Annotated in this window: 17 protein-coding genes and 1 riboswitch; of the genes, 1 reads left to right on the top strand and 16 read right to left on the bottom strand. The window is 62.2% G+C overall.

Features of this window, described 5'->3' with window-relative positions; translation table 11 throughout:
* Window positions 1–2: 2 nt before the first annotated feature.
* The 16 genes from nuoN to NKJ89_RS13225 form a co-directional block, all read right to left on the bottom strand.
* Window positions 3–1,439, bottom strand: a complete 1,437-nt coding sequence (gene nuoN / locus NKJ89_RS13150) for an NADH-quinone oxidoreductase subunit NuoN (protein ID WP_352602907.1) — start codon at window positions 1,437–1,439, stop codon at window positions 3–5.
* 18 nt (window positions 1,440–1,457) lie between these two features.
* Window positions 1,458–2,963 carry an NADH-quinone oxidoreductase subunit M gene (locus NKJ89_RS13155; protein WP_352602909.1) on the bottom strand — a complete coding sequence of 502 codons (1,506 nt, stop codon included), beginning with the start codon at window positions 2,961–2,963 and terminating at the stop codon, window positions 1,458–1,460.
* Window positions 2,963–4,936: an NADH-quinone oxidoreductase subunit L gene (gene nuoL, locus NKJ89_RS13160; RefSeq protein WP_352602911.1), complete on the bottom strand. Its 1,974-nt coding sequence runs from the start codon at window positions 4,934–4,936 to the stop codon at window positions 2,963–2,965. The genes NKJ89_RS13155 and nuoL overlap by 1 nt, the downstream gene beginning before the upstream one ends.
* Before the next feature lie 10 nt (window positions 4,937–4,946).
* Window positions 4,947–5,255 (bottom strand): NADH-quinone oxidoreductase subunit NuoK, encoded by a 309-nt coding sequence (gene nuoK, locus NKJ89_RS13165; RefSeq protein WP_019858930.1) that lies wholly within the window; start codon window positions 5,253–5,255, stop codon window positions 4,947–4,949.
* A gap of 1 nt (window position 5,256) precedes the next feature.
* On the bottom strand, window positions 5,257–5,877 hold the full coding sequence (locus NKJ89_RS13170; protein ID WP_023757142.1) for an NADH-quinone oxidoreductase subunit J: 621 nt from the start codon (window positions 5,875–5,877) through the stop codon (window positions 5,257–5,259).
* Window positions 5,878–6,109: 232 nt separating this feature from the next.
* Entirely contained in the window at window positions 6,110–6,601 is a 492-nt protein-coding gene (nuoI, locus tag NKJ89_RS13175; RefSeq protein ID WP_013531098.1) for an NADH-quinone oxidoreductase subunit NuoI, read from the bottom strand.
* Entirely contained in the window at window positions 6,601–7,644 is a 1,044-nt protein-coding gene (nuoH, locus tag NKJ89_RS13180; protein ID WP_023757141.1) for an NADH-quinone oxidoreductase subunit NuoH, read from the bottom strand. The genes nuoI and nuoH overlap by 1 nt, the downstream gene beginning before the upstream one ends.
* Window positions 7,645–7,646: 2 nt before the next feature.
* The gene (gene nuoG, locus NKJ89_RS13185) at window positions 7,647–9,728 is read right to left on the bottom strand and encodes an NADH-quinone oxidoreductase subunit NuoG (protein ID WP_352602913.1); all 2,082 of its coding nucleotides are present in this window, start codon (window positions 9,726–9,728) and stop codon (window positions 7,647–7,649) included.
* A 73-nt stretch (window positions 9,729–9,801) separates the two neighbouring features.
* Window positions 9,802–10,497, bottom strand: coding sequence for a helix-hairpin-helix domain-containing protein (locus NKJ89_RS13190; protein WP_352602915.1), 696 nt, complete (start codon window positions 10,495–10,497; stop codon window positions 9,802–9,804).
* Between the two features lie 103 nt (window positions 10,498–10,600).
* On the bottom strand, window positions 10,601–11,905 hold the full coding sequence (nuoF, locus tag NKJ89_RS13195) for an NADH-quinone oxidoreductase subunit NuoF (RefSeq protein WP_352602917.1): 1,305 nt from the start codon (window positions 11,903–11,905) through the stop codon (window positions 10,601–10,603).
* A gap of 10 nt (window positions 11,906–11,915) precedes the next feature.
* Window positions 11,916–13,205, bottom strand: a complete 1,290-nt coding sequence (locus NKJ89_RS13200; protein ID WP_352602918.1) for an NADH-quinone oxidoreductase subunit E — start codon at window positions 13,203–13,205, stop codon at window positions 11,916–11,918.
* On the bottom strand, window positions 13,206–14,396 hold the full coding sequence (locus NKJ89_RS13205) for an NADH-quinone oxidoreductase subunit D (protein WP_352602920.1): 1,191 nt from the start codon (window positions 14,394–14,396) through the stop codon (window positions 13,206–13,208).
* A gap of 48 nt (window positions 14,397–14,444) precedes the next feature.
* Window positions 14,445–14,828: a four helix bundle protein gene (locus tag NKJ89_RS13210; RefSeq protein ID WP_352602922.1), complete on the bottom strand. Its 384-nt coding sequence runs from the start codon at window positions 14,826–14,828 to the stop codon at window positions 14,445–14,447.
* Window positions 14,829–14,849: 21 nt separating this feature from the next.
* On the bottom strand, window positions 14,850–15,452 hold the full coding sequence (locus NKJ89_RS13215; RefSeq protein WP_352602924.1) for an NADH-quinone oxidoreductase subunit C: 603 nt from the start codon (window positions 15,450–15,452) through the stop codon (window positions 14,850–14,852).
* 4 nt (window positions 15,453–15,456) lie between these two features.
* Window positions 15,457–16,038 carry a NuoB/complex I 20 kDa subunit family protein gene (locus tag NKJ89_RS13220; RefSeq protein ID WP_023757133.1) on the bottom strand — a complete coding sequence of 194 codons (582 nt, stop codon included), beginning with the start codon at window positions 16,036–16,038 and terminating at the stop codon, window positions 15,457–15,459.
* Window positions 16,029–16,394, bottom strand: coding sequence for an NADH-quinone oxidoreductase subunit A (locus NKJ89_RS13225; protein ID WP_010910112.1), 366 nt, complete (start codon window positions 16,392–16,394; stop codon window positions 16,029–16,031). Before NKJ89_RS13225 ends, NKJ89_RS13220 begins: the two co-directional genes overlap by 10 nt.
* A 318-nt stretch (window positions 16,395–16,712) precedes the next feature.
* On the opposite strand from NKJ89_RS13225, the gene NKJ89_RS13230 reads away from it, so the two are divergent.
* Window positions 16,713–17,912: a winged helix-turn-helix domain-containing protein gene (locus NKJ89_RS13230; RefSeq protein ID WP_352602926.1), complete on the top strand. Its 1,200-nt coding sequence runs from the start codon at window positions 16,713–16,715 to the stop codon at window positions 17,910–17,912.
* 28 nt (window positions 17,913–17,940) lie between these two features.
* Window positions 17,941–18,145, top strand: a riboswitch (cobalamin riboswitch).
* The last annotated feature ends 35 nt before the right edge of the window (window positions 18,146–18,180 follow it).

The raw sequence follows: 18,180 nt of genomic DNA on the forward strand, positions 1-18,180 counted from the left end.
GTCTAGAAAAACGTCTTGGCGGCGGCTTCGGCATAGGTGCCGATCGGTCCGCCGATCAGCACATAGAACAGCACGAAGGCGCCGGAGACGCCGAGCACGACACGCAATTCGCTCGCCATCGGCACGAAGCCGCCGACCGGTTCGTCGAACCACATGATCTTGATGATGCGCAGATAATAATAGGCGCCCACGACAGAGGCCAGCACGCCGATGATCGCCAGCGCGTAGAGATTGGCATTGATGGCGGCGAGGAAGACGTACCATTTCCCCCAGAACCCGGCGAGCGGCGGAATGCCGGCGAGCGAAAACATCAGGATGGTCAGGATCGTCGCCATGATCGGATTGGTCGACGACAGGCCGGCCAGATCGCTGATCTGCTCGACGTTGCCTTCCTTGCGCCGCATGGCGAGAATGAAGGCGAAGGTGCCGAGCGTCATCACCAGATAGATCAGCATATAGATGGCGACGCCGCGCACGCCGGCCTGGCTGTTGGCGGCAAGGCCGACCAGCGCGTAGCCCATATGGCCGATCGAGGAATAAGCCATCAGCCGTTTGATGTTGGTCTGGCCGATCGCGGCGAAAGCGCCGAGCGCCATCGACGCGATCGAAATGAAGACGATGATCTGCTGCCAGTCAGCGGCGATCGGCTTGAATGCGCCCATGGTGACGCGCACGATCAGTGCCATCGCCGCCATCTTCGGTGCCGCCGCCAGGAAGGCCGTCACCGGGGTCGGCGCGCCCTCATAGACGTCGGGTGTCCACATGTGGAAGGGCACCGCCGAGATCTTGAAGGCAAGGCCGGCCAGCACGAAGACGAGACCGAAGACGAGGCCAAGCTGGCGCTCGCCGCTGCCCAGTGCCGTTGCGATCTCCTGGAAGCCGGTGTTGCCGGTGTAGCCGTAGACCAGGCTGATGCCGTAGAGCAGCATGCCCGACGACAGCGCGCCGAGGACGAAATATTTGAGGCCGGCCTCGGTCGAGCGCAGATTGTCACGATTGATCGCGCACAGCACATAGATCGCCAACGACTGCAGTTCGAGGCCGAGATAGAGGCCGATCATGCCGTTGGCGGAGATCATCAGCATCATGCCGAGCGTGCAGAGCAGGATCAGCACGGGATATTCGAACTTGTCGAACCGTTCCGCCTTGGCAAAGCGCATCGACATAACCAGCGTCACCGCCGAGCCGACCAGCGCCAGCACTTTCATGAACTGGGCGAAGGTATCCTGGATGAAGGCATTGCCGTAGGCGCTGCCCTGCCCGGTTTGGAAGATCAGCCAGGCTCCGGCGATCACCAGCACGGCGACGGCAATGCCAGTCACCGTGTTGGCGGTGTTGGCGCGCGAATAGGCCCCGACCATCAGCAGCGCCAGGGCGCCGACGGCAAGGATCAACTCTGGCGTCGAGAGCGACAGGCTGGAGAGAAGGTCCGGCGTCATGTTTCGCAAAACCTCTGGTCAGTTCGCCGCCGCGGTCTGCGCGGCGCCGATGGATGCAGTGACATTGGTGACGAGCGACTTGACCGATTCGGCCGTCGCGTCGAAGACGGGTGCGGGATAGACGCCGAAGAAGATGACCAGCATGACCAGCGGGTAGATGATCAGCTTCTCGCGCGGCGACAGATCCAGCAGGTTTTTCAGGCTGTCCTTGGTCAGCGCGCCGAAGATTACCCGGCGATAGAGCCAGAGCGCGTAGGCGGCCGACAGGATGACGCCGGTGGCGGCGAAGAACGCCACCCAGGTGTTGACCCGGAACACGCCGAGCATGGTCAGGAACTCGCCGACGAAGCCGCTGGTGCCGGGCAGGCCGACATTGGCCATGGTGAAGATCATGAACACGGCGGCGTATTTCGGCATGTTGTTGACCAAGCCGCCATAGGCGTCGATCTCGCGCGTGTGCATGCGGTCGTAGATAACGCCGACGCACAGGAACAGCGCGCCGGAGACGAGGCCGTGGCTGAGCATCTGGAAGATGGCACCCTGCACGCCTTCCTGGTTCATGGCGAAGATGCCCATGGTGACGAAGCCCATATGGGCGACCGACGAATAGGCGATCAGCTTCTTCATGTCCTCCTGCATCAGCGCCACCAGCGAAGTGTAGATGATGGCGACGACGGAGAGCGCGAAGACCAGCGGCGCGAACATCTCGGACGCCAGCGGGAACATCGGCAAGGAGAAACGCAGGAACCCGTAACCGCCCATCTTCAAGAGGATAGCTGCCAGGATGACCGACCCCGCCGTCGGCGCCTCGACGTGCGCGTCCGGCAGCCAGGTATGCACCGGCCACATCGGCATCTTCACCGCGAAAGAGGCAAAGAAGGCGAGCCATAGCCATGTCTGCATGTTGGCCGGGAAATTGTGCGTCAACAGAGTGGGGATGTCGGTCGTGCCGGATTGGTAGAACATCGCCATGATGGCGAGCAGCATCAGCACCGAGCCGGCCAGCGTGTAGAGGAAGAACTTGAACGAGGCGTAGACGCGCCGCTTGCCGCCCCAGACGCCGATGATGATGAACATCGGGATCAGGCCGGCTTCGAAGAAGACGTAGAACAGCACGATATCGAGCGCGCAGAACACGCCGATCATCAGCGTTTCGAGCAGCAGGAAGGCGATCATGTAGGCTTTGACGCGCTTCTCGATTGATTCCCACGACGCCAGGATGCAGAGCGGCATCAGGAAGGTCGTCAGGATGACGAACAGCATCGAGATGCCGTCGACGCCCATATGGTAGGAAATGCCGGAGTCGAGCCAGGCAACTTTCTCGACGAACTGGAAGCCGGACTGCGAATTGTCGAAACCGGTCCAGATCAACAGCGAGATGACGAACGTGAACGTCGTCGTCAACAGAGCGATCGCGCGGATGTTGCGGCGCGCGTTTTCACTGTCATCGTTGATGAACAGGATGAGCAGCACACCAACCAGCGGCAGGAAGGTGACCAGCGAGAGGATTGGCCAGGCGGTCATCAGAGCATCATCCAGGTGACGAGTGCGGCAACGCCGATCAGCATGGCGAAGGCATAGTGGTAGAGATAGCCGGTCTGCAGCTTGACCACGCGGTTGGTGACATCGACGACCCGCGCCGAGATGCCATCCGGGCCGAGGCCGTCAATGACGGCGCCGTCGCCGGTCTTCCACAGGAAATGGCCGAGGCGCTTGGCGGGCCGCACGAACAGGAAGTCGTAAAGCTCGTCGAAATACCATTTGTTGAGCAGGAAGGCATAGAGCCCGCGATGGTGGGCAACCAGATTGACGGGCATTTCCGGCGAGCGGATGTAGAACTTCCAGGCCACCGCGAAGCCGATCAGCATGGCGATGAACGGCGACAGTTCGACCCACAGCGGCAATTCGTGGATCTCGTGCAATATGTGGTTGTCCGGCAGCGTGAACAGCGACGCCTTCCAGAACTCGGCATAGCCTTCACCGATGAAGGCGCCGTGGAAGATAATGCCGGCAAACAGCGCGCCCGCGGCCAGGATGAACAGCGGCACCAGCATCACCGGCGGCGATTCATGGACGTGGTGCATCACCTCATGGCTCGCCCGCGGCTGGCCGTGGAAGGTCATGAAGATCAGCCGCCAGGAGTAGAAGGAGGTGAAACAGGCGGCGATGACCAGAAGGATGAAGGCCATGCCGGCGACCGGGTTGTGGCTGGCAAAGGCGCTCTCGATGATAGCGTCCTTGGAGAAGAAGCCGGCGGTGCCGATGACCGTCACCGGAATGCCGACGCCAGTCAGGGCCAGCGTGCCGATCACCATCATCCAGTAAGTGGTCGGGATCAGCGTCCGCAAGCCGCCCATCCTGCGCATGTCCTGCTCGTCGGAAACGGCGTGAATGACGGAGCCGGAGCCGAGGAACAGCAGTGCCTTGAAGAAGGCATGCGTGAACAGGTGGAAGATCGCCGCGCCATAGGCGCCGACGCCGAGCGCCACGAACATGTAGCCGAGCTGCGAACAGGTCGAATAGGCGATGACGCGCTTGATGTCGTTCTGCACAAGGCCGACCGTCGCCGCGAAAAAGGCGGTGAAGGCGCCGATGAAGGTGACAACCATCAGTGCCGAATGCGACAGTTCGAAAAGCGGCGACAGGCGCGCCAGCATGAATACGCCGGCCGTCACCATGGTGGCGGCATGGATCAGTGCGGAAACCGGCGTCGGGCCTTCCATGGCGTCCGGCAGCCAGGTGTGCAGCGGCACCTGCGCCGACTTGCCCATGGCACCCATGAACAAGAGCAGGCAGACGATCGTCATGGCCGCCTGCTTGTCCAGCGCATAGCCAAGGAAGGTCAGCACGGCGGCGCCTTGTGGCGCGCCTTCGGCCGGAACGAACGTAGCCGCATTGGCGAAGATAGTGCCGAGATTGACCGAGCCGAACAGCACGAACAAGCCGAAGATGCCGAGCGCAAAGCCGAAATCGCCGACGCGGTTGACGACGAAGGCCTTGATCGCCGCGGCATTGGCCGACGGCTTCTTGTACCAGAAGCCGATCAGCAGGTAGGAGGCGAGACCGACCCCTTCCCAGCCGAAGAACATCTGCACCAGATTGTCCGCCGTCACCAGCATCAGCATGGCGAAGGTGAACAGCGACAGATAGGCGAAGAAGCGCGGGCGGTTCGGATCGTGGTGCATGTAGCCGATCGAGTAGATGTGGACCAGCGCCGACACGGTGTTGACCACCACCAGCATCACCACCGTCAGCGTGTCGATCCGCAGCGCCCAGGACGCTTCCAGTCCGCCCGACTGGATCCAGCGCAGCACGGGCACGGTGAACACCTCGCCATGGCCGAAACCGACGGTGAAGAACGCGATCCACGACAGCACGGCCGCGATCACCAGGAAGCCGGAGGTGATGTATTCGGACGCCTTGGCGCCGAGCGACGTGCCGAACAGGCCGACGATCAGGAAGCCGAGCAGCGGAAGGAAGACGATGGCCTGATACATGGTGGTTCCGTCAACCCTTCATCATGTTCACGTCTTCGACCGCGATCGAGCCGCGGTTGCGGAAGAAGACGACGAGAATGGCAAGTCCGATGGCGGCCTCGGCCGCCGCCACCGTCAGCACGAACAGCGCGAACACCTGGCCGACCAGATCGCCAAGTGCAGCCGAAAAGGCGACGAAATTGATGTTCACCGCAAGAAGGATCAGCTCGACCGACATCAGGATGACGATGACGTTCTTGCGGTTCAGGAAGATGCCGAACACGCCGAGCGTGAACAGGATCGCCGATACGGTCAGGTAATGCGCGATGCCGACAACCATCTCAGAGCCCCTCGCCTGTCTTGACCTTGCGGATTTCCATGCCCGTCGCCGGCGTGCGGCCGACCTGGGCTGCGATCGACTGCCGCTTGATCCCCGGTTTGTGGCGCAGCGTCAGTACGATGGCCCCGATCATGGCGACCAGCAGGATGAGGCCCGAAATCTGGAAGTAATAGAGGTAGTCGGTATAGAGGATGTCGCCGAGTGCGGCCGTATTTGTCCGCGCCGCGAGATCCGGGATCGGCTTCGAGACCGTCGAGGCGAGCTGCGGCGCGAATGTATAGCCGCCGAGCACGACGATCAGCTCCGCTGCCAGGATCAGCCCGACCAGCGCGCCGATCGGCGCGTATTGCAGGGCGCCTTCCTTCATCTCGGCAAAATCGACGTCGAGCATCATGACGACGAACAGGAAAAGTACCATGACCGCGCCGACATAGACGACGAGCAGGATCATCGCCAGGAACTCGGCCCCGGTCAGCATGAACAGGCCGGCAGCGTTGAAGAAGGTCAGTATCAGGAACAGCACCGAATGCACGGGGTTGCGTGACGAAATGACCATGAACGCCGACGCCACCGCGACAAAGGCGAAGAGGTAGAAAAAGGCCGCCTCTAGTCCACTCAGCATTGGGGTTCCCCCAGGTTCCTGTCCGAACAGGACGCTCGTCCTGTTTCGATCTTTGCCACCGCCTCCGGTCGGCAAGTTGCGTGTTCCTAGCCCATGTTCCGATCGGGTTGAAAGACCCGAGCGAAAGAAACATGCGCCACTCAAAATTCCTGAGGATGATCAGGTCCGAAAAGTCTGCAACTTTTCGGGATCATCCTCTGGCCGAGGCCTCGCCCCGTCAATGCGTCAAATATCAGCGGTACGGCGAGTCCAGCGAGATGTTGCGCGCCAGTTCGCGCTCCCAACGGTCGCCATTCGCCAACAGCCTGTCCTTGTCGTAGTAGAGTTCCTCGCGCGTCTCCGTCGCGAATTCGAAATTCGGCCCCTCGACGATGGCATCGACCGGGCAGGCTTCCTGGCAGAAGCCGCAATAGATGCACTTCACCATGTCGATGTCGTAACGCACCGTGCGGCGCGTGCCGTCATTGCGGCGCGGCCCGGCCTCGATGGTGATCGCCTGAGCCGGGCAGATGGCCTCGCACAATTTGCAGGCAATGCAGCGTTCCTCGCCATTGGGATAGCGGCGCAACGCGTGCTCGCCCCGGAAGCGCGGGCTGGTGGGCCCCTTCTCGTGCGGATAGTTGATCGTCTCCTTCGGCGCGAAGAACTGGCGCATCGACAGGAAGAAGGCGCTGACGAAATCCTGCAGCAGCAGCGATTTTGCGGCTTGGGAAAGAGCGGACATCACGCAAACCCCGTGATCTTGAGGACGGCGGCGGTGGCGACCACCATGAACAGCGAGATAGGCAGGAACACCTTCCAGCCAAGCCGCATCAGCTGGTCGTAGCGATAGCGCGGCACGAAGGCCTTCACCATGGAAATGCCGAAGAACACGAAGCAGACCTTCAGCACGAACCAGATGACGCCCGGCACCCAGGTGAACGGCGCGAAATCGAAGGGCGGCAGCCAGCCGCCGAGGAACAGGATGGTGGCCAGCGCGCACATCAGTACGATGGCGACATACTCGCCGAGGAAGAACAGCAGGAACGGCGTCGACGAGTACTCGACCATGTGCCCGGCGACCAGTTCCGATTCGGCTTCCACCAGGTCGAAAGGCGGACGGTTCGTCTCGGCCAGTGCCGAGATAAAGAAGATGATGAACATGGGGAACAGTGCCAGCCAGTTCCAATCGAGGAAGGTGTTGGGCAGGCCAAGCCGCGTACCAAGCCCGTCATGCTGCGACAGCACGATTTCGGACAGGTTGAGCGAGCCGGCAGTGAGCAGCACGGTGACGATGACGAAGCCGATCGAGACTTCGTAGGACACCATCTGCGCGGCCGAACGCAGCGCGCCGAGGAACGGATATTTCGAGTTGGACGCCCAGCCGCCCATGATCACGCCATAGACCTCGAGCGAGGAAATGGCGAAGACATAGAGGATGCCGACATTGACGTTGGCGATCGCCCAGCCCTGGCTGACCGGGATGACCGCCCAGGCCGAGATCGCCAGCACGGCCGAGACCAGCGGCGCCAGCAGGAAGACGCCCTTGTTGGCGCCGGACGGGATCACCGGTTCCTTGAAGACGAATTTCAGCAGATCGGCGAAGGCCTGCAGCGTGCCCCAGGGGCCGACGACGTTCGGGCCGCGGCGCAATTGCACCGCCGCCCAGATCTTGCGATCGGCGTAGAGGATGTAGGCGACGAAGATCAAAAGCACGACGATCAGCACGACCGACTTCAACAGGATCAGCAGCGCCGGCAGCACGTAGAAGGAGAAGAAAGTGTCCATGCTTATTCCGCCGCCTGCTTGAAGCCGCTCTTGGCCAGCGCCGAGCATTCCGCCATCACGGCCGATGCCCGCGCGATCGGGTTGGTCAGGTAGAAATCCTTGACCGGCGAGGTGAAGGTGCCCTTGTTCAGGCGCCCGCCGAGCTTGGCCACTTTGGCGATGTCCTCGGCATTGCCGGCCGCGACCTGATCGATGCGGGCCAGGTGCGGGTATTCTCCGTAGAGTTTTGCGCGCAGTTGCGGCAGCGAATCGAACGACAGTTTCTTGCCCAGTACATCCGACAGGGCCCGCAGGATCGCCCAGTCCTCGCGCGCTTCGCCCGGCGCGAAGCCGGCGCGGTTGGTCTGCTGCACGCGGCCCTCGGTGTTGACATAGGTGGCCGACTTTTCGGTATAGGCGGCAGCCGGCAGGATGACATTGGCGCGGTGTGCGCCCTTGTCGCCATGCGTGCCGATATAGACGACGAAGGCGCCGCCGGTCTTGGCCATGTCGATCTCGTCGGCGCCGAGCAGGAACAGCAGCTCCATGTCGCCCAGCATGCCGGCAACATTCTTGCCGCCCTCGCCCGGCACGAAGCCGAGATCGAGGCCGCCGACACGTCCGGCCGCATTGTGCAGTACGGCAAAGCCGTTCCAGTCCGCGCGAGCAGCGTTCACAGCGGCGGCTAGTTTTGCCGCCTGGCCGAGCACGGCCGCGCCATCGGCGCGCGCCAGCGCGCCCTGGCCGACGATAACAAGCGGACGTGTCGCCTTCTTAAGCACCTGGAAGAACTTGCCGTTGCCGTCCGCCAGATCCTTCAGCGAATCCGGGCCGGCGCCCAGCTGTTCGTAGTCATAGCGCGTGTCGCCGACATCGCCGACGACACCGACCGGCAAATTGCCGATCCGCCAGCGCTTGCGGATGCGGGCGTTGAGCACCGAGGCTTCGTAGCGCGGGTTGGCGCCGATGATCAGCACCGCATCGGCCTGCTCGATGCCTTCAATGGTCGGGTTGAAGATATAGCTCGCACGGCCAAGCGCCGGATCGAGGGCGGCACCGTCCTGGCGGCAGTCGATATTTCTTGAACCGAGCGAGGCCATCAGCAGCTTCAGCGCGTAGATTTCCTCGACCGCGGCGAGATCGCCTGAAATGGCGCCGATTTTCTCGGGAGCGGTCTTCGACACCTCGTCCTTGATCGCGGCGAACGCCTCGGCCCAGCTTGCCGGAACCAGCTTGCCGTCCTTGCGCACATAGGGGCGGTCGAGGCGCTGCGTGCGCAGGCCGTCCCAGATGAAGCGGGTCTTGTCGGAAATCCACTCCTCGTTCACCGCTTCGTTGACGCGCGGCAGGATGCGCATCACTTCGCGGCCCCGGCTGTCGACGCGGATCGCCGAGCCGACCGCGTCCATCACGTCGATGGATTCGGTCTTGGTCAGTTCCCACGGCCGCGCCTGGAAGGCGAAGGGTTTCGAGGTCAGCGCGCCGACCGGACACAGGTCGATGACATTGCCCTGCAGCTCCGAGGTCATCGCGCTTTCGAGATAGGTGGTGATCTCGGCGTCCTCGCCACGGCCGATCAGGCCGAGTTCGGAGATGCCGGCGACTTCCGTGGTGAAGCGGACGCAGCGCGTGCAATGGATGCAGCGGTTCATCACCGTCTTGACCAGAGGCCCGATATACTTGTCTTCGACCGCGCGCTTGTTTTCATGATAGCGCGAGGAATCGACGCCGAAGGCCATCGCCTGGTCCTGCAGGTCGCATTCGCCGCCCTGGTCGCAGATCGGGCAATCCAGAGGATGGTTGATCAGCAGGAACTCCATCACGCCTTCCCTGGCCTTCTTGACCATCGGCGTGTTGGTGAAGATTTCCGGCGCCTCGCCATTCGGGCCGGGGCGCAGGTCGCGCACGCCCATGGCACAGGAAGCCTGCGGCTTGGGCGGTCCGCCCTTCACCTCGATCAGGCACATCCGGCAATTGCCGGCGATCGACAGCCGCTCATGGAAGCAGAAGCGCGGCACTTCCGCGCCAGCGTCTTCCGCTGCCTGCAGCAGCGTGTAGTGGTCGGGTACAGTGATCTCTTTCCCGTCGACCTTGAGCTTTGCCATTCGCCTCAAACCCCTGCGGAGTTCCCGCAATCTCTTTTTCCGGGCGTGGTCGAAACCACACCGGGCATTTCATTCACTTCGTGACGGCGAGCGCCGCCGCTTGGGCCGTCCAGTCGTCGCGGCCGATACGGCCGCCGAGCGACAGATAGTCCTCGACCCAGGCAACCTCTTGCGGTGTCCATGCCGCGATCTGGGCATACGTCCAGATGCCCAGGCCGTTGAGAACCTTTTCCAGCTTGGGACCGATACCCGATATGGCCTTGAGATCCGCCGGTTCTGCCGGCTTCTCCATCGCCTTGGGCTGTCTGAAATCCTCTGGCATCAGCACATCGGCGGCGTCGCCGGCCGCCGGGACGGCATTCGCCGCCGGCACTGCAGCGGCCGGTTCCTTCGCGGCAATGTCCGTGACTTCCTGGGCAAAGGACTGCGCCTCGGCAATCATGGTTTTCGCCGTCGCACGCGCCCTGGTAGAGGACGGGCTCGGATCGTCGAACTGCGCGACGCGCGCCTCGAAATCATCGACGATCGGCTGCAATAGCCGTTGCGAGGCCTCAGCCGCCCCCGAAAGCGCGCCCAGCCACACGCCGAACGCGTGATTGGCTAACCCGAGGCCAAGCGCCGACATCGCCGCCGCACCCGCCACGGGGTGCACGAGAAGATTGACGGCACTGGCCATCTCCTTCGGCATCATCCTGGTCAGGTCCTGGTTCATTTTCTCGAGCTGGTCCAAATTGGGCATCAGTGGATTGGGTGTCGAATACGGCGCCATAGATTCTCCTGGTCGTTTCTTCGTTCGCCCGCCCCGGTTGTCTCAAATCGGGCACTTGCCCGTATTTCGCTTCGGGCTCTCGCCCGCATCCAAAAAAATTCTTCTATTCCGCCGCCACCATCACCGGCTCGGCCCGGTGCGCGTTGCGCGAAAACTCGTCGATGCGCCGCTCCACCTCGCCGCGGAAATGCCGCATCAGGCCCTGGATCGGCCATGCCGCCGCATCGCCCAGCGCGCAGATCGTGTGACCCTCGACCTGCTTGGTGACGTCGAGCAGCATGTCGATCTCGCGCTTCTGCGCCTCGCCGCGCACAAGGCGCTCCATCACCCGCCACATCCAGCCCGTGCCTTCGCGGCACGGCGTGCACTGGCCGCAGCTCTCGTGCTTGTAGAAGTAGGAAAGCCGAGCGATCGCCTTCACGATATCGGTCGACTTGTCCATGACGATGACAGCCGCCGTACCGAGGCCGGACTTGAGGTCGCGCAATGCGTCGAAATCCATCGGCGTATCGATGATCTGCTCGGCCGGCACCAGGGGCACCGATGCACCGCCGGGGATGACCGCCAAAAGATTGTCCCAGCCGCCGCGAATGCCGCCGCAATGCGTCTCGATCAGCTCGCGGAACGGGATCGACATCGCCTCTTCGACCGTGCACGGATTGTTGACGTGGCCGGAGATGCAGAACAGCTTGGTGCCGACATTGTTGGGCCGGCCGATGGACGAGAACCAGGCAGCACCGCGGCGCAGAATGGTTGGCGCCACGGCGATCGATTCGACATTGTTGACCGTGGTCGGACAACCATAAAGGCCGACATTGGCCGGAAATGGCGGCTTCAGCCTGGGCTGGCCCTTCTTGCCTTCGAGGCTTTCGAGGAGTGCTGTCTCCTCGCCGCAGATATAGGCGCCGGCGCCGTGGTGCATGTAGATTTCGAAATCATAGCCGGAGGTGTTGTTCTTGCCGATCAGCTTGGCCTCATAGGCCTCGTCGATCGCCCGCTGCAGCGCCTCGCGCTCACGGACGAACTCGCCGCGCACATAGATGTAGGCTGCAATCGCACCCATCGCGAAACCGGCAAGCAGCGCCCCCTCGACCAGCGTGTGCGGGTCATTGCGCAGGATGTCGCGATCCTTGCAGGTGCCTGGCTCGGATTCGTCGGCGTTGATGACGAGGTAACTCGGCCGGCCGTCGCTTTGCTTGGGCATGAACGACCATTTGAGCCCCGTCGGAAAGCCTGCGCCGCCGCGGCCGCGCAGGCCCGACGCCTTCATCTCATTGACGATCCAGTCGCGTCCCTTGGCAACGATGCCGGGCGTGTTGTCCCAGGCACCGCGCGCCTGCGCGCCGGCCAGCGACTTGTCAAACAGGCCGTAGATGTTGGTGAAAATGCGATCTTTGTCCTGAAGCATTTTTCGTCCCTCAGACCGGCTTCTTGCCGAAGACGCGGATGTATTCGGCGACGCCGCCCTTGGCGAGCGCCTTGGCCTGCTTGACCCAGTCGTCGCGATCGATGCGGCCTTGGAACGAGAGATAGCCGTCCACCCACGCGCGCTCGGCTTTCTTCCACGAAGCGACCTGAGCAAAGGTGAAGATGCCCAGCGTATGCAGGATGCCCTCGATCTTCGGGCCGACACCGGAGATCAGCTTGAGGTCGTCGACCAGCGCCGGCCTGTCGATGCCGGCCGGACGGTTCTTGTCTTCCAGCGACGGTTTTGCCGGCTTGGCTGCCTTCGCGGCTGGCACCTTGACTTCCGGCGATTTGAAGGCAGAAGCCGGCTCGGCCTTGTTCTTCGGGCCGCTGCGCTGCTGGGAAACCTGCTCGACCTCGGGGTCCGCCTTGTTGGCATTGGCGGCCGAATGCAACGGTGCCGAAACGCTCGCCGCCTTTTCAACGGCCGGCGCCACTTTGACCGGCGAAGGCGATTTCAGCGCCGGGCTGGTTTCCGGCGCATCGGTTTTCGGCTTGCTGGCCTTCGACGGCGCAACCGGAGCGTCAGCTGCTACTGGCGCGACCGTGGCGATGATCGCATCAGGCGCCGCCTTGGCGGCCTTGGCCGCCTCCCTGGCTTCCCTATCGCGGGTCGACTTGAGAATCGCCTTTTCGCTCTTCAGGCTGGTGAGGCCGGAGGCCGGCTCCGAGCCCGTGCGGCCGTTCTGCGGCCCCGGCGTTACCGAGGCGCCCTTGCCCGCATCATAGAGGTCGATGATCTCGGCCAGCCGTTCCGGGGTGAGGTCTTCGAAAGTATCCTTGAACACCATGACCATCGGCGCGTTGACGCAGGCGCCGAGGCATTCGACCTCTTCCCACGACAAGGTGCCCTTGTCGTTGGTGTGGAACTGGTCGTGATGGATCTTTGACCGGCAGACATCCATCAGCGCTTCCGAGCCGCGCAGCATGCAGGGCGTGGTGCCGCAGACCTGGATATGCGCGCGCGTGCCGACCGGGTTCAACTGGTATTGGGTGTAGAAGGTCGCGACCTCGAGGCCACGGATACGGGGCATGCCGAGCATGTCGGAGATCGTCTCGATCGCCGCCTTCGTCACCCAGCCTTCCTGCTCCTGCGCCAGCATCAGAAGCGGGATGATGGCCGACGGTTCGCGGCCCTTCGGGTACTTCTTGATCCATTGCTTCGCCGCGGCCGCATTCGCCCGGTTGAAGGCGAAGGATGCTGGCTGGACGCTGGCTTCTGCGAGACGGCGGACTGACATTTAGCGATCGACCTCACCAAACACGATGTCGAGGGAGCCGAGAACGGCGGTGACGTCGGCCAGCATGTGGCCGCGACAGAGGAAATCCATGGCCTGCAGATGCGCGAAGCCGGGCGCGCGCAGCTTGCAGCGGTAGGGCTTGTTGGAGCCGTCGGAGATCAGATAGACGCCGAATTCACCCTTCGGCGCCTCGACCGCCGCATAGACCTCGCCGGCCGGCACGCGATAACCCTCGGTGTAGAGCTTGAAGTGGTGGATCAGCGCTTCCATCGAGCGCTTCATCGCCGGACGCTTGGGCGGCACCACCTTGCCGTCGAGGTTCGACACTGGACCGGTGCTTTCCTTGCCCAGCAAGAGATCGACGCACTGGCGCATGATTTTTGCAGACTGGCGCATTTCTTCCATGCGCACGAGGTAACGGTCGAAGCAGTCGCCGTTCTTGCCGATCGGAATGTCGAAATCCATTTCCGAATAGCATTCATAGGGTTGCGACTTGCGCAGATCCCAAGGAGCGCCCGAGCCGCGCACCATGACTCCGGAAAAACCCCAGGCCCAGGCATCGGCCAGCGTTACGATGCCGATATCGACATTGCGCTGTTTGAAGATGCGATTGCCGGTCAGCAGTTGATCAAGGTCGTCGATCGACTTGAGGAACGGATCGATCCATTTGCCGATATCCTCGACCAGCTTCTGCGGCAGGTCCTGATGGACACCACCCGGACGGAAATAGGCGGCATGCATGCGCGAACCGGAGGCGCGCTCATAGAACACCATCAGCTTTTCGCGCTCGACGAAGCCCCACAGCGGCGGCGTCAGCGCACCGACGTCCATCGCCTGCGTCGTCACATTGAGGATGTGCGACATGATGCGGCCGATTTCGCAGTAGAGCACGCGGATCAGCTGGCCGCGCTTCGGCACCTCGATGCCGAGCAGACGCTCGGCAGCCAGCGCGAAGGCGTGCTCCTGGTTCATCGGCGCGCAATAGTCGAGCCGGTCGAGATAGGGGATCGCCTGCAGATAGGTCTTGGCCTCGATCAGCTTTTCCGTGCCGCGATGCAAGAGCCCGATATGCGGATCGACGCGATCGACGACTTCGCCGTCGAGTTCAAGGACCAACCTCAAAACACCATGCGCCGCAGGGTGTTGAGGCCCAAAGTTGATGTTAAAATTGCGGACGGAGGTTTCAGCCATGGATCGCCCTTGGCGATGAGTGAATGGTGAATGGTGAATGGTGAATGGTCATGCGCCATCCTGGTCCAGAGACCGGACGAACGAAACCAGCCTCTTGCCGAGTTTTGTGTAATTCGGTTCCAGCTTCGCCGCCTGCTCCTGGGACAACAACCCGATCCGTATGCACAGCATGGTATGTGTTTCCAATTCCTTCAACGAGCCTTGTGCGATGCGAAGAAACTGAATGAATGTTCGCCGCTGTGCGCGACCAAACCCCTCCGCGATATTTGCCGGGATTGAGACCGCGCAACGTCGCATCTGGGAGGTGATCCCATACAATTCCTCGCGCGGAAACGCGCGCGTCAAAACATAGATTTCCTCGGCGATATCCATCGCCTCTTTCCAGACGATGAGATCGCGATAGTCGCGTATAGCTTCCGGCGTCTTGTCCATTCACCATTCACTATTCACCATTCACTGTTTCGCCTTTTCGTCCCCGGGCAGGACGTAATCAGTACCTTCCCACGGGGACAAAAAATCGAAATTGCGGAATTCCTGCTTGAGCTCGACCGGCTCGTAGATGACGCGCTTGGCCTCGTCGTCGTAGCGCACCTCGACGAAGCCGGTCAGCGGGAAATCCTTGCGCAGCGGATGGCCTTCGAAACCGTAATCGGTCAACAGGCGCCGTAGATCGGGATGGCCGGAGAACAGCACGCCGTAGAGATCGTAGGTCTCGCGCTCGAACCAGTCGGCACCCGGAAAGACGCCGGTGATCGACGGCACCATGGTTTCCTCGTCGGCCTGCACCTTGACGCGGATGCGCACATTCTGCTTCGGCGACAGAAGATGGTAGACGACGTCGAAGCGCTTGGCGCGTGACGGATAGTCGGCGCCGCAGACGTCGATGATCGAGATGAACTGGCAGCGCGCATCGTCGCGCAGGAAGGTCATGACCTCGACCAGATCGCGCGGCTCGACGCCAATGGTAAGCTCACCATAGGCGATATCAGCGTCATTCACGCGGTCGATCAGCTTCTCGCCGAGATGGGTCGACAGTTCGCTCAGGGATGCGGTCATGGATTTACCGTTCGATCGTGCCGGTGCGGCGGATCTTCTTCTGCAAGAGAAGAATGCCGTAAAGCAGCGCTTCGGCGCTCGGCGGGCAGCCGGGCACATAGATGTCGACCGGCACGATGCGGTCGCAGCCACGCACCACCGAATAGGAATAGTGGTAGTAGCCGCCGCCATTGGCGCAGGAGCCCATCGAGATGACGTAGCGCGGTTCCGGCATCTGGTCGTAGACCTTGCGCAACGCCGGCGCCATCTTGTTGGTCAGCGTGCCGGCGACGATCATGATGTCGGACTGGCGCGGAGACGCGCGCGGCGCGACACCGAAGCGCTCGCTGTCATAGCGCGGCATCGAGGTGTGGATCATCTCAACCGCGCAGCAGGCGAGACCGAATGTCATGAACATCAGCGAACCGCTGCGTGCCCAGGTGATCAGCGCCTCTGTCGACGTAACGAGAAAGCCCTTGTCGGCCAGTTCGTTGTTGATCTCGAGGAAGAAGGGATCGTCTCCCCCTACCGGCCGGCCGGTATTGGGATCGAGGATACCTTTGGGCTTCGGCGCGACGAGGGTGCCTGAACTGTCGTTCAATCCCATTCCAGCGCTCCTTTTTTCCATTCATAGGCAAAGCCGATGGTCAGCACCGCCAGAAACACCATCATCGACCAGAAGCCGAGCATTCCGATCTTCGAGAACGACACCGCCCACGGAAACAGGAAGGCCACTTCCAGGTCGAAGATGATGAACAGGATCGACACCAGGTAGAATCGGATGTCGAACTTCATGCGTGCGTCGTCGAACGAGTTGAAACCGCACTCGTAGGCGGAAAGCTTTTCGGGATCGGGGTTGCGGTAAGCCACCAGGAAGGGTGCGGCCAGCAGCGCCAGGCCGACAACCAGCGCCACGCCAATGAACAGGACGATGGGCAGGTATGAGCTCAAGAGTGCGTTCATGCTCGGCTTTCCGTTGGCGCCAATCCACGTTGATTACAGCACCGGACCCTAATGCGGAAGCGTGACAGTTTAACCGCTGAACCGTTTTAAGGGCCTATGCTGCAACGCGGCGAGGGTTAGCGCAGCACTTCCAGCGAAGCAAGTCAAACCTTGTTCAAAACACTGACCTGGACGGCTTATCGCGGCAAACTGGTCCGATCCGCTCCTGTTTGATTTCCTTCGCCTTTTACTCCACTTTTCTCTCCTGACATGGTTGGCGCCAAAACCCTGCTAGCATTGTCCGGAATCACCCATCATCGCCCTCAGAGTGACGCCTGCATGAAGGAAAAGATCTCGCTCCCCATGGCCCGGCGCATCGCGCTTGCAGCCCAAGGTTTTCTCGATCCCCGCCCAACAGCTACGCCCGACCGCCGCCATTTTGCCCGCGTGCTGGCTCGAACCGGTCTGCTGCAGATCGATTCCGTCAGCGCGGTGGTGCGCGCTCATTATATGCCGCTCTATTCGCGCCTTGGCCCTTACCCTCTCGCCTTGCTCGACAATGCGGCCATGACGCGCAAGCGCACGGTCTTCGAATATTGGGCGCATGAGGCCTCTTTCCTGCCGGTCGAGACATACCCGCTGATGCGCTGGCGCATGCAACGGGCCGAGCGCGGCGACGAAATGTATCTGGGCCTCGCCAAATGGGGCCGCGAGCACGCCGCCTATGTCGAAGAGATCTACCGCCAGGTCGTCGAGCGCGGCCCGACCGCCGCCTCCGCGCTCGAGGGCCAGAAGGGCTCGGGCGGCTGGTGGGGCTGGAGCCATGCCAAGCATGCCTTCGAGTGGCTGTTCTGGGCCGGACGCATCACTACGGCGCACCGTCGCGGTTTCGAACGCTTCTATGACCTGCCCGAACGCGTGCTGCCGCAGGCGATCCTCGATCTGCCGGTTCCCGCCGCCGAGGACGCGCACCGCGAATTGCTGCGCATTTCGGCCCGCGCCCACGGCATCGCGACATCAGGCGATTTGCGCGACTATTTCCGCCTCTCGCCGGCCGACATGAAAGGCCGGCTGGAGGAATTGGTTGAAACAGGCGAATTGCTGCCGGTGCGCGTCGAAGGCTGGGACAAGCCGGCTTATCTTCACAAGGACGCCCGTCTGCCGCGCAAGATCGAGGCACGCGCCCTGCTGGCGCCGTTCGATCCGGTCGTCTTCGAACGCTCGCGCACGGAGCGGCTGTTCGATTTCCACTACCGCATCGAAATCTACACGCCGGCCGACAAGCGGCAATACGGCTATTATGTCCTGCCGTTCCTGCTCGGCGACAGGATTGTCGCGCGCGTCGACCTCAAGGCCGACCGGCCGGCCGGTGCCCTGCGCGTCCATGCGGCCTATGCGGAGTCCAGTGCGCCGCCTGAAACCGCTGCTCAGCTCTTCGAGGAATTGAAGCAGATGCAGGGCTGGCTTGGCCTTGAGCGCATGGAAGTGACGCCCGCCGGAGATTTGGGGCCGGCGCTGGCCGAAATCGCCGTGTCGTAAGCCGCGTTGACACCGCCGCCTGCAAAAGCCTAAATCCGGTACAGACGGTCTCTTCTCTTCAACGAGAGGAGCTAAGAGGGAATGCGGTGCGGGACGAAATCCCAAATCCGCGGCTGTCCCCGCAACTGTAAGCGAAGAGCCAAGGCCGAAAGCCACTGGGGTGATCCCGGGAAGGCGGCTACCCAAGGCAATGACCCGCGAGCCAGGAGACCTGCCGTCTGCGACTACAGAATCCGATCGTCCGGCGGGTTTCCGGGCAAGGAGCACG

Origin of the sequence: Mesorhizobium sp. M0047 (genome assembly GCF_040323315.1) — a bacterium.
Taxonomy (GTDB): Bacteria; Pseudomonadota; Alphaproteobacteria; order Rhizobiales; family Rhizobiaceae; genus Mesorhizobium.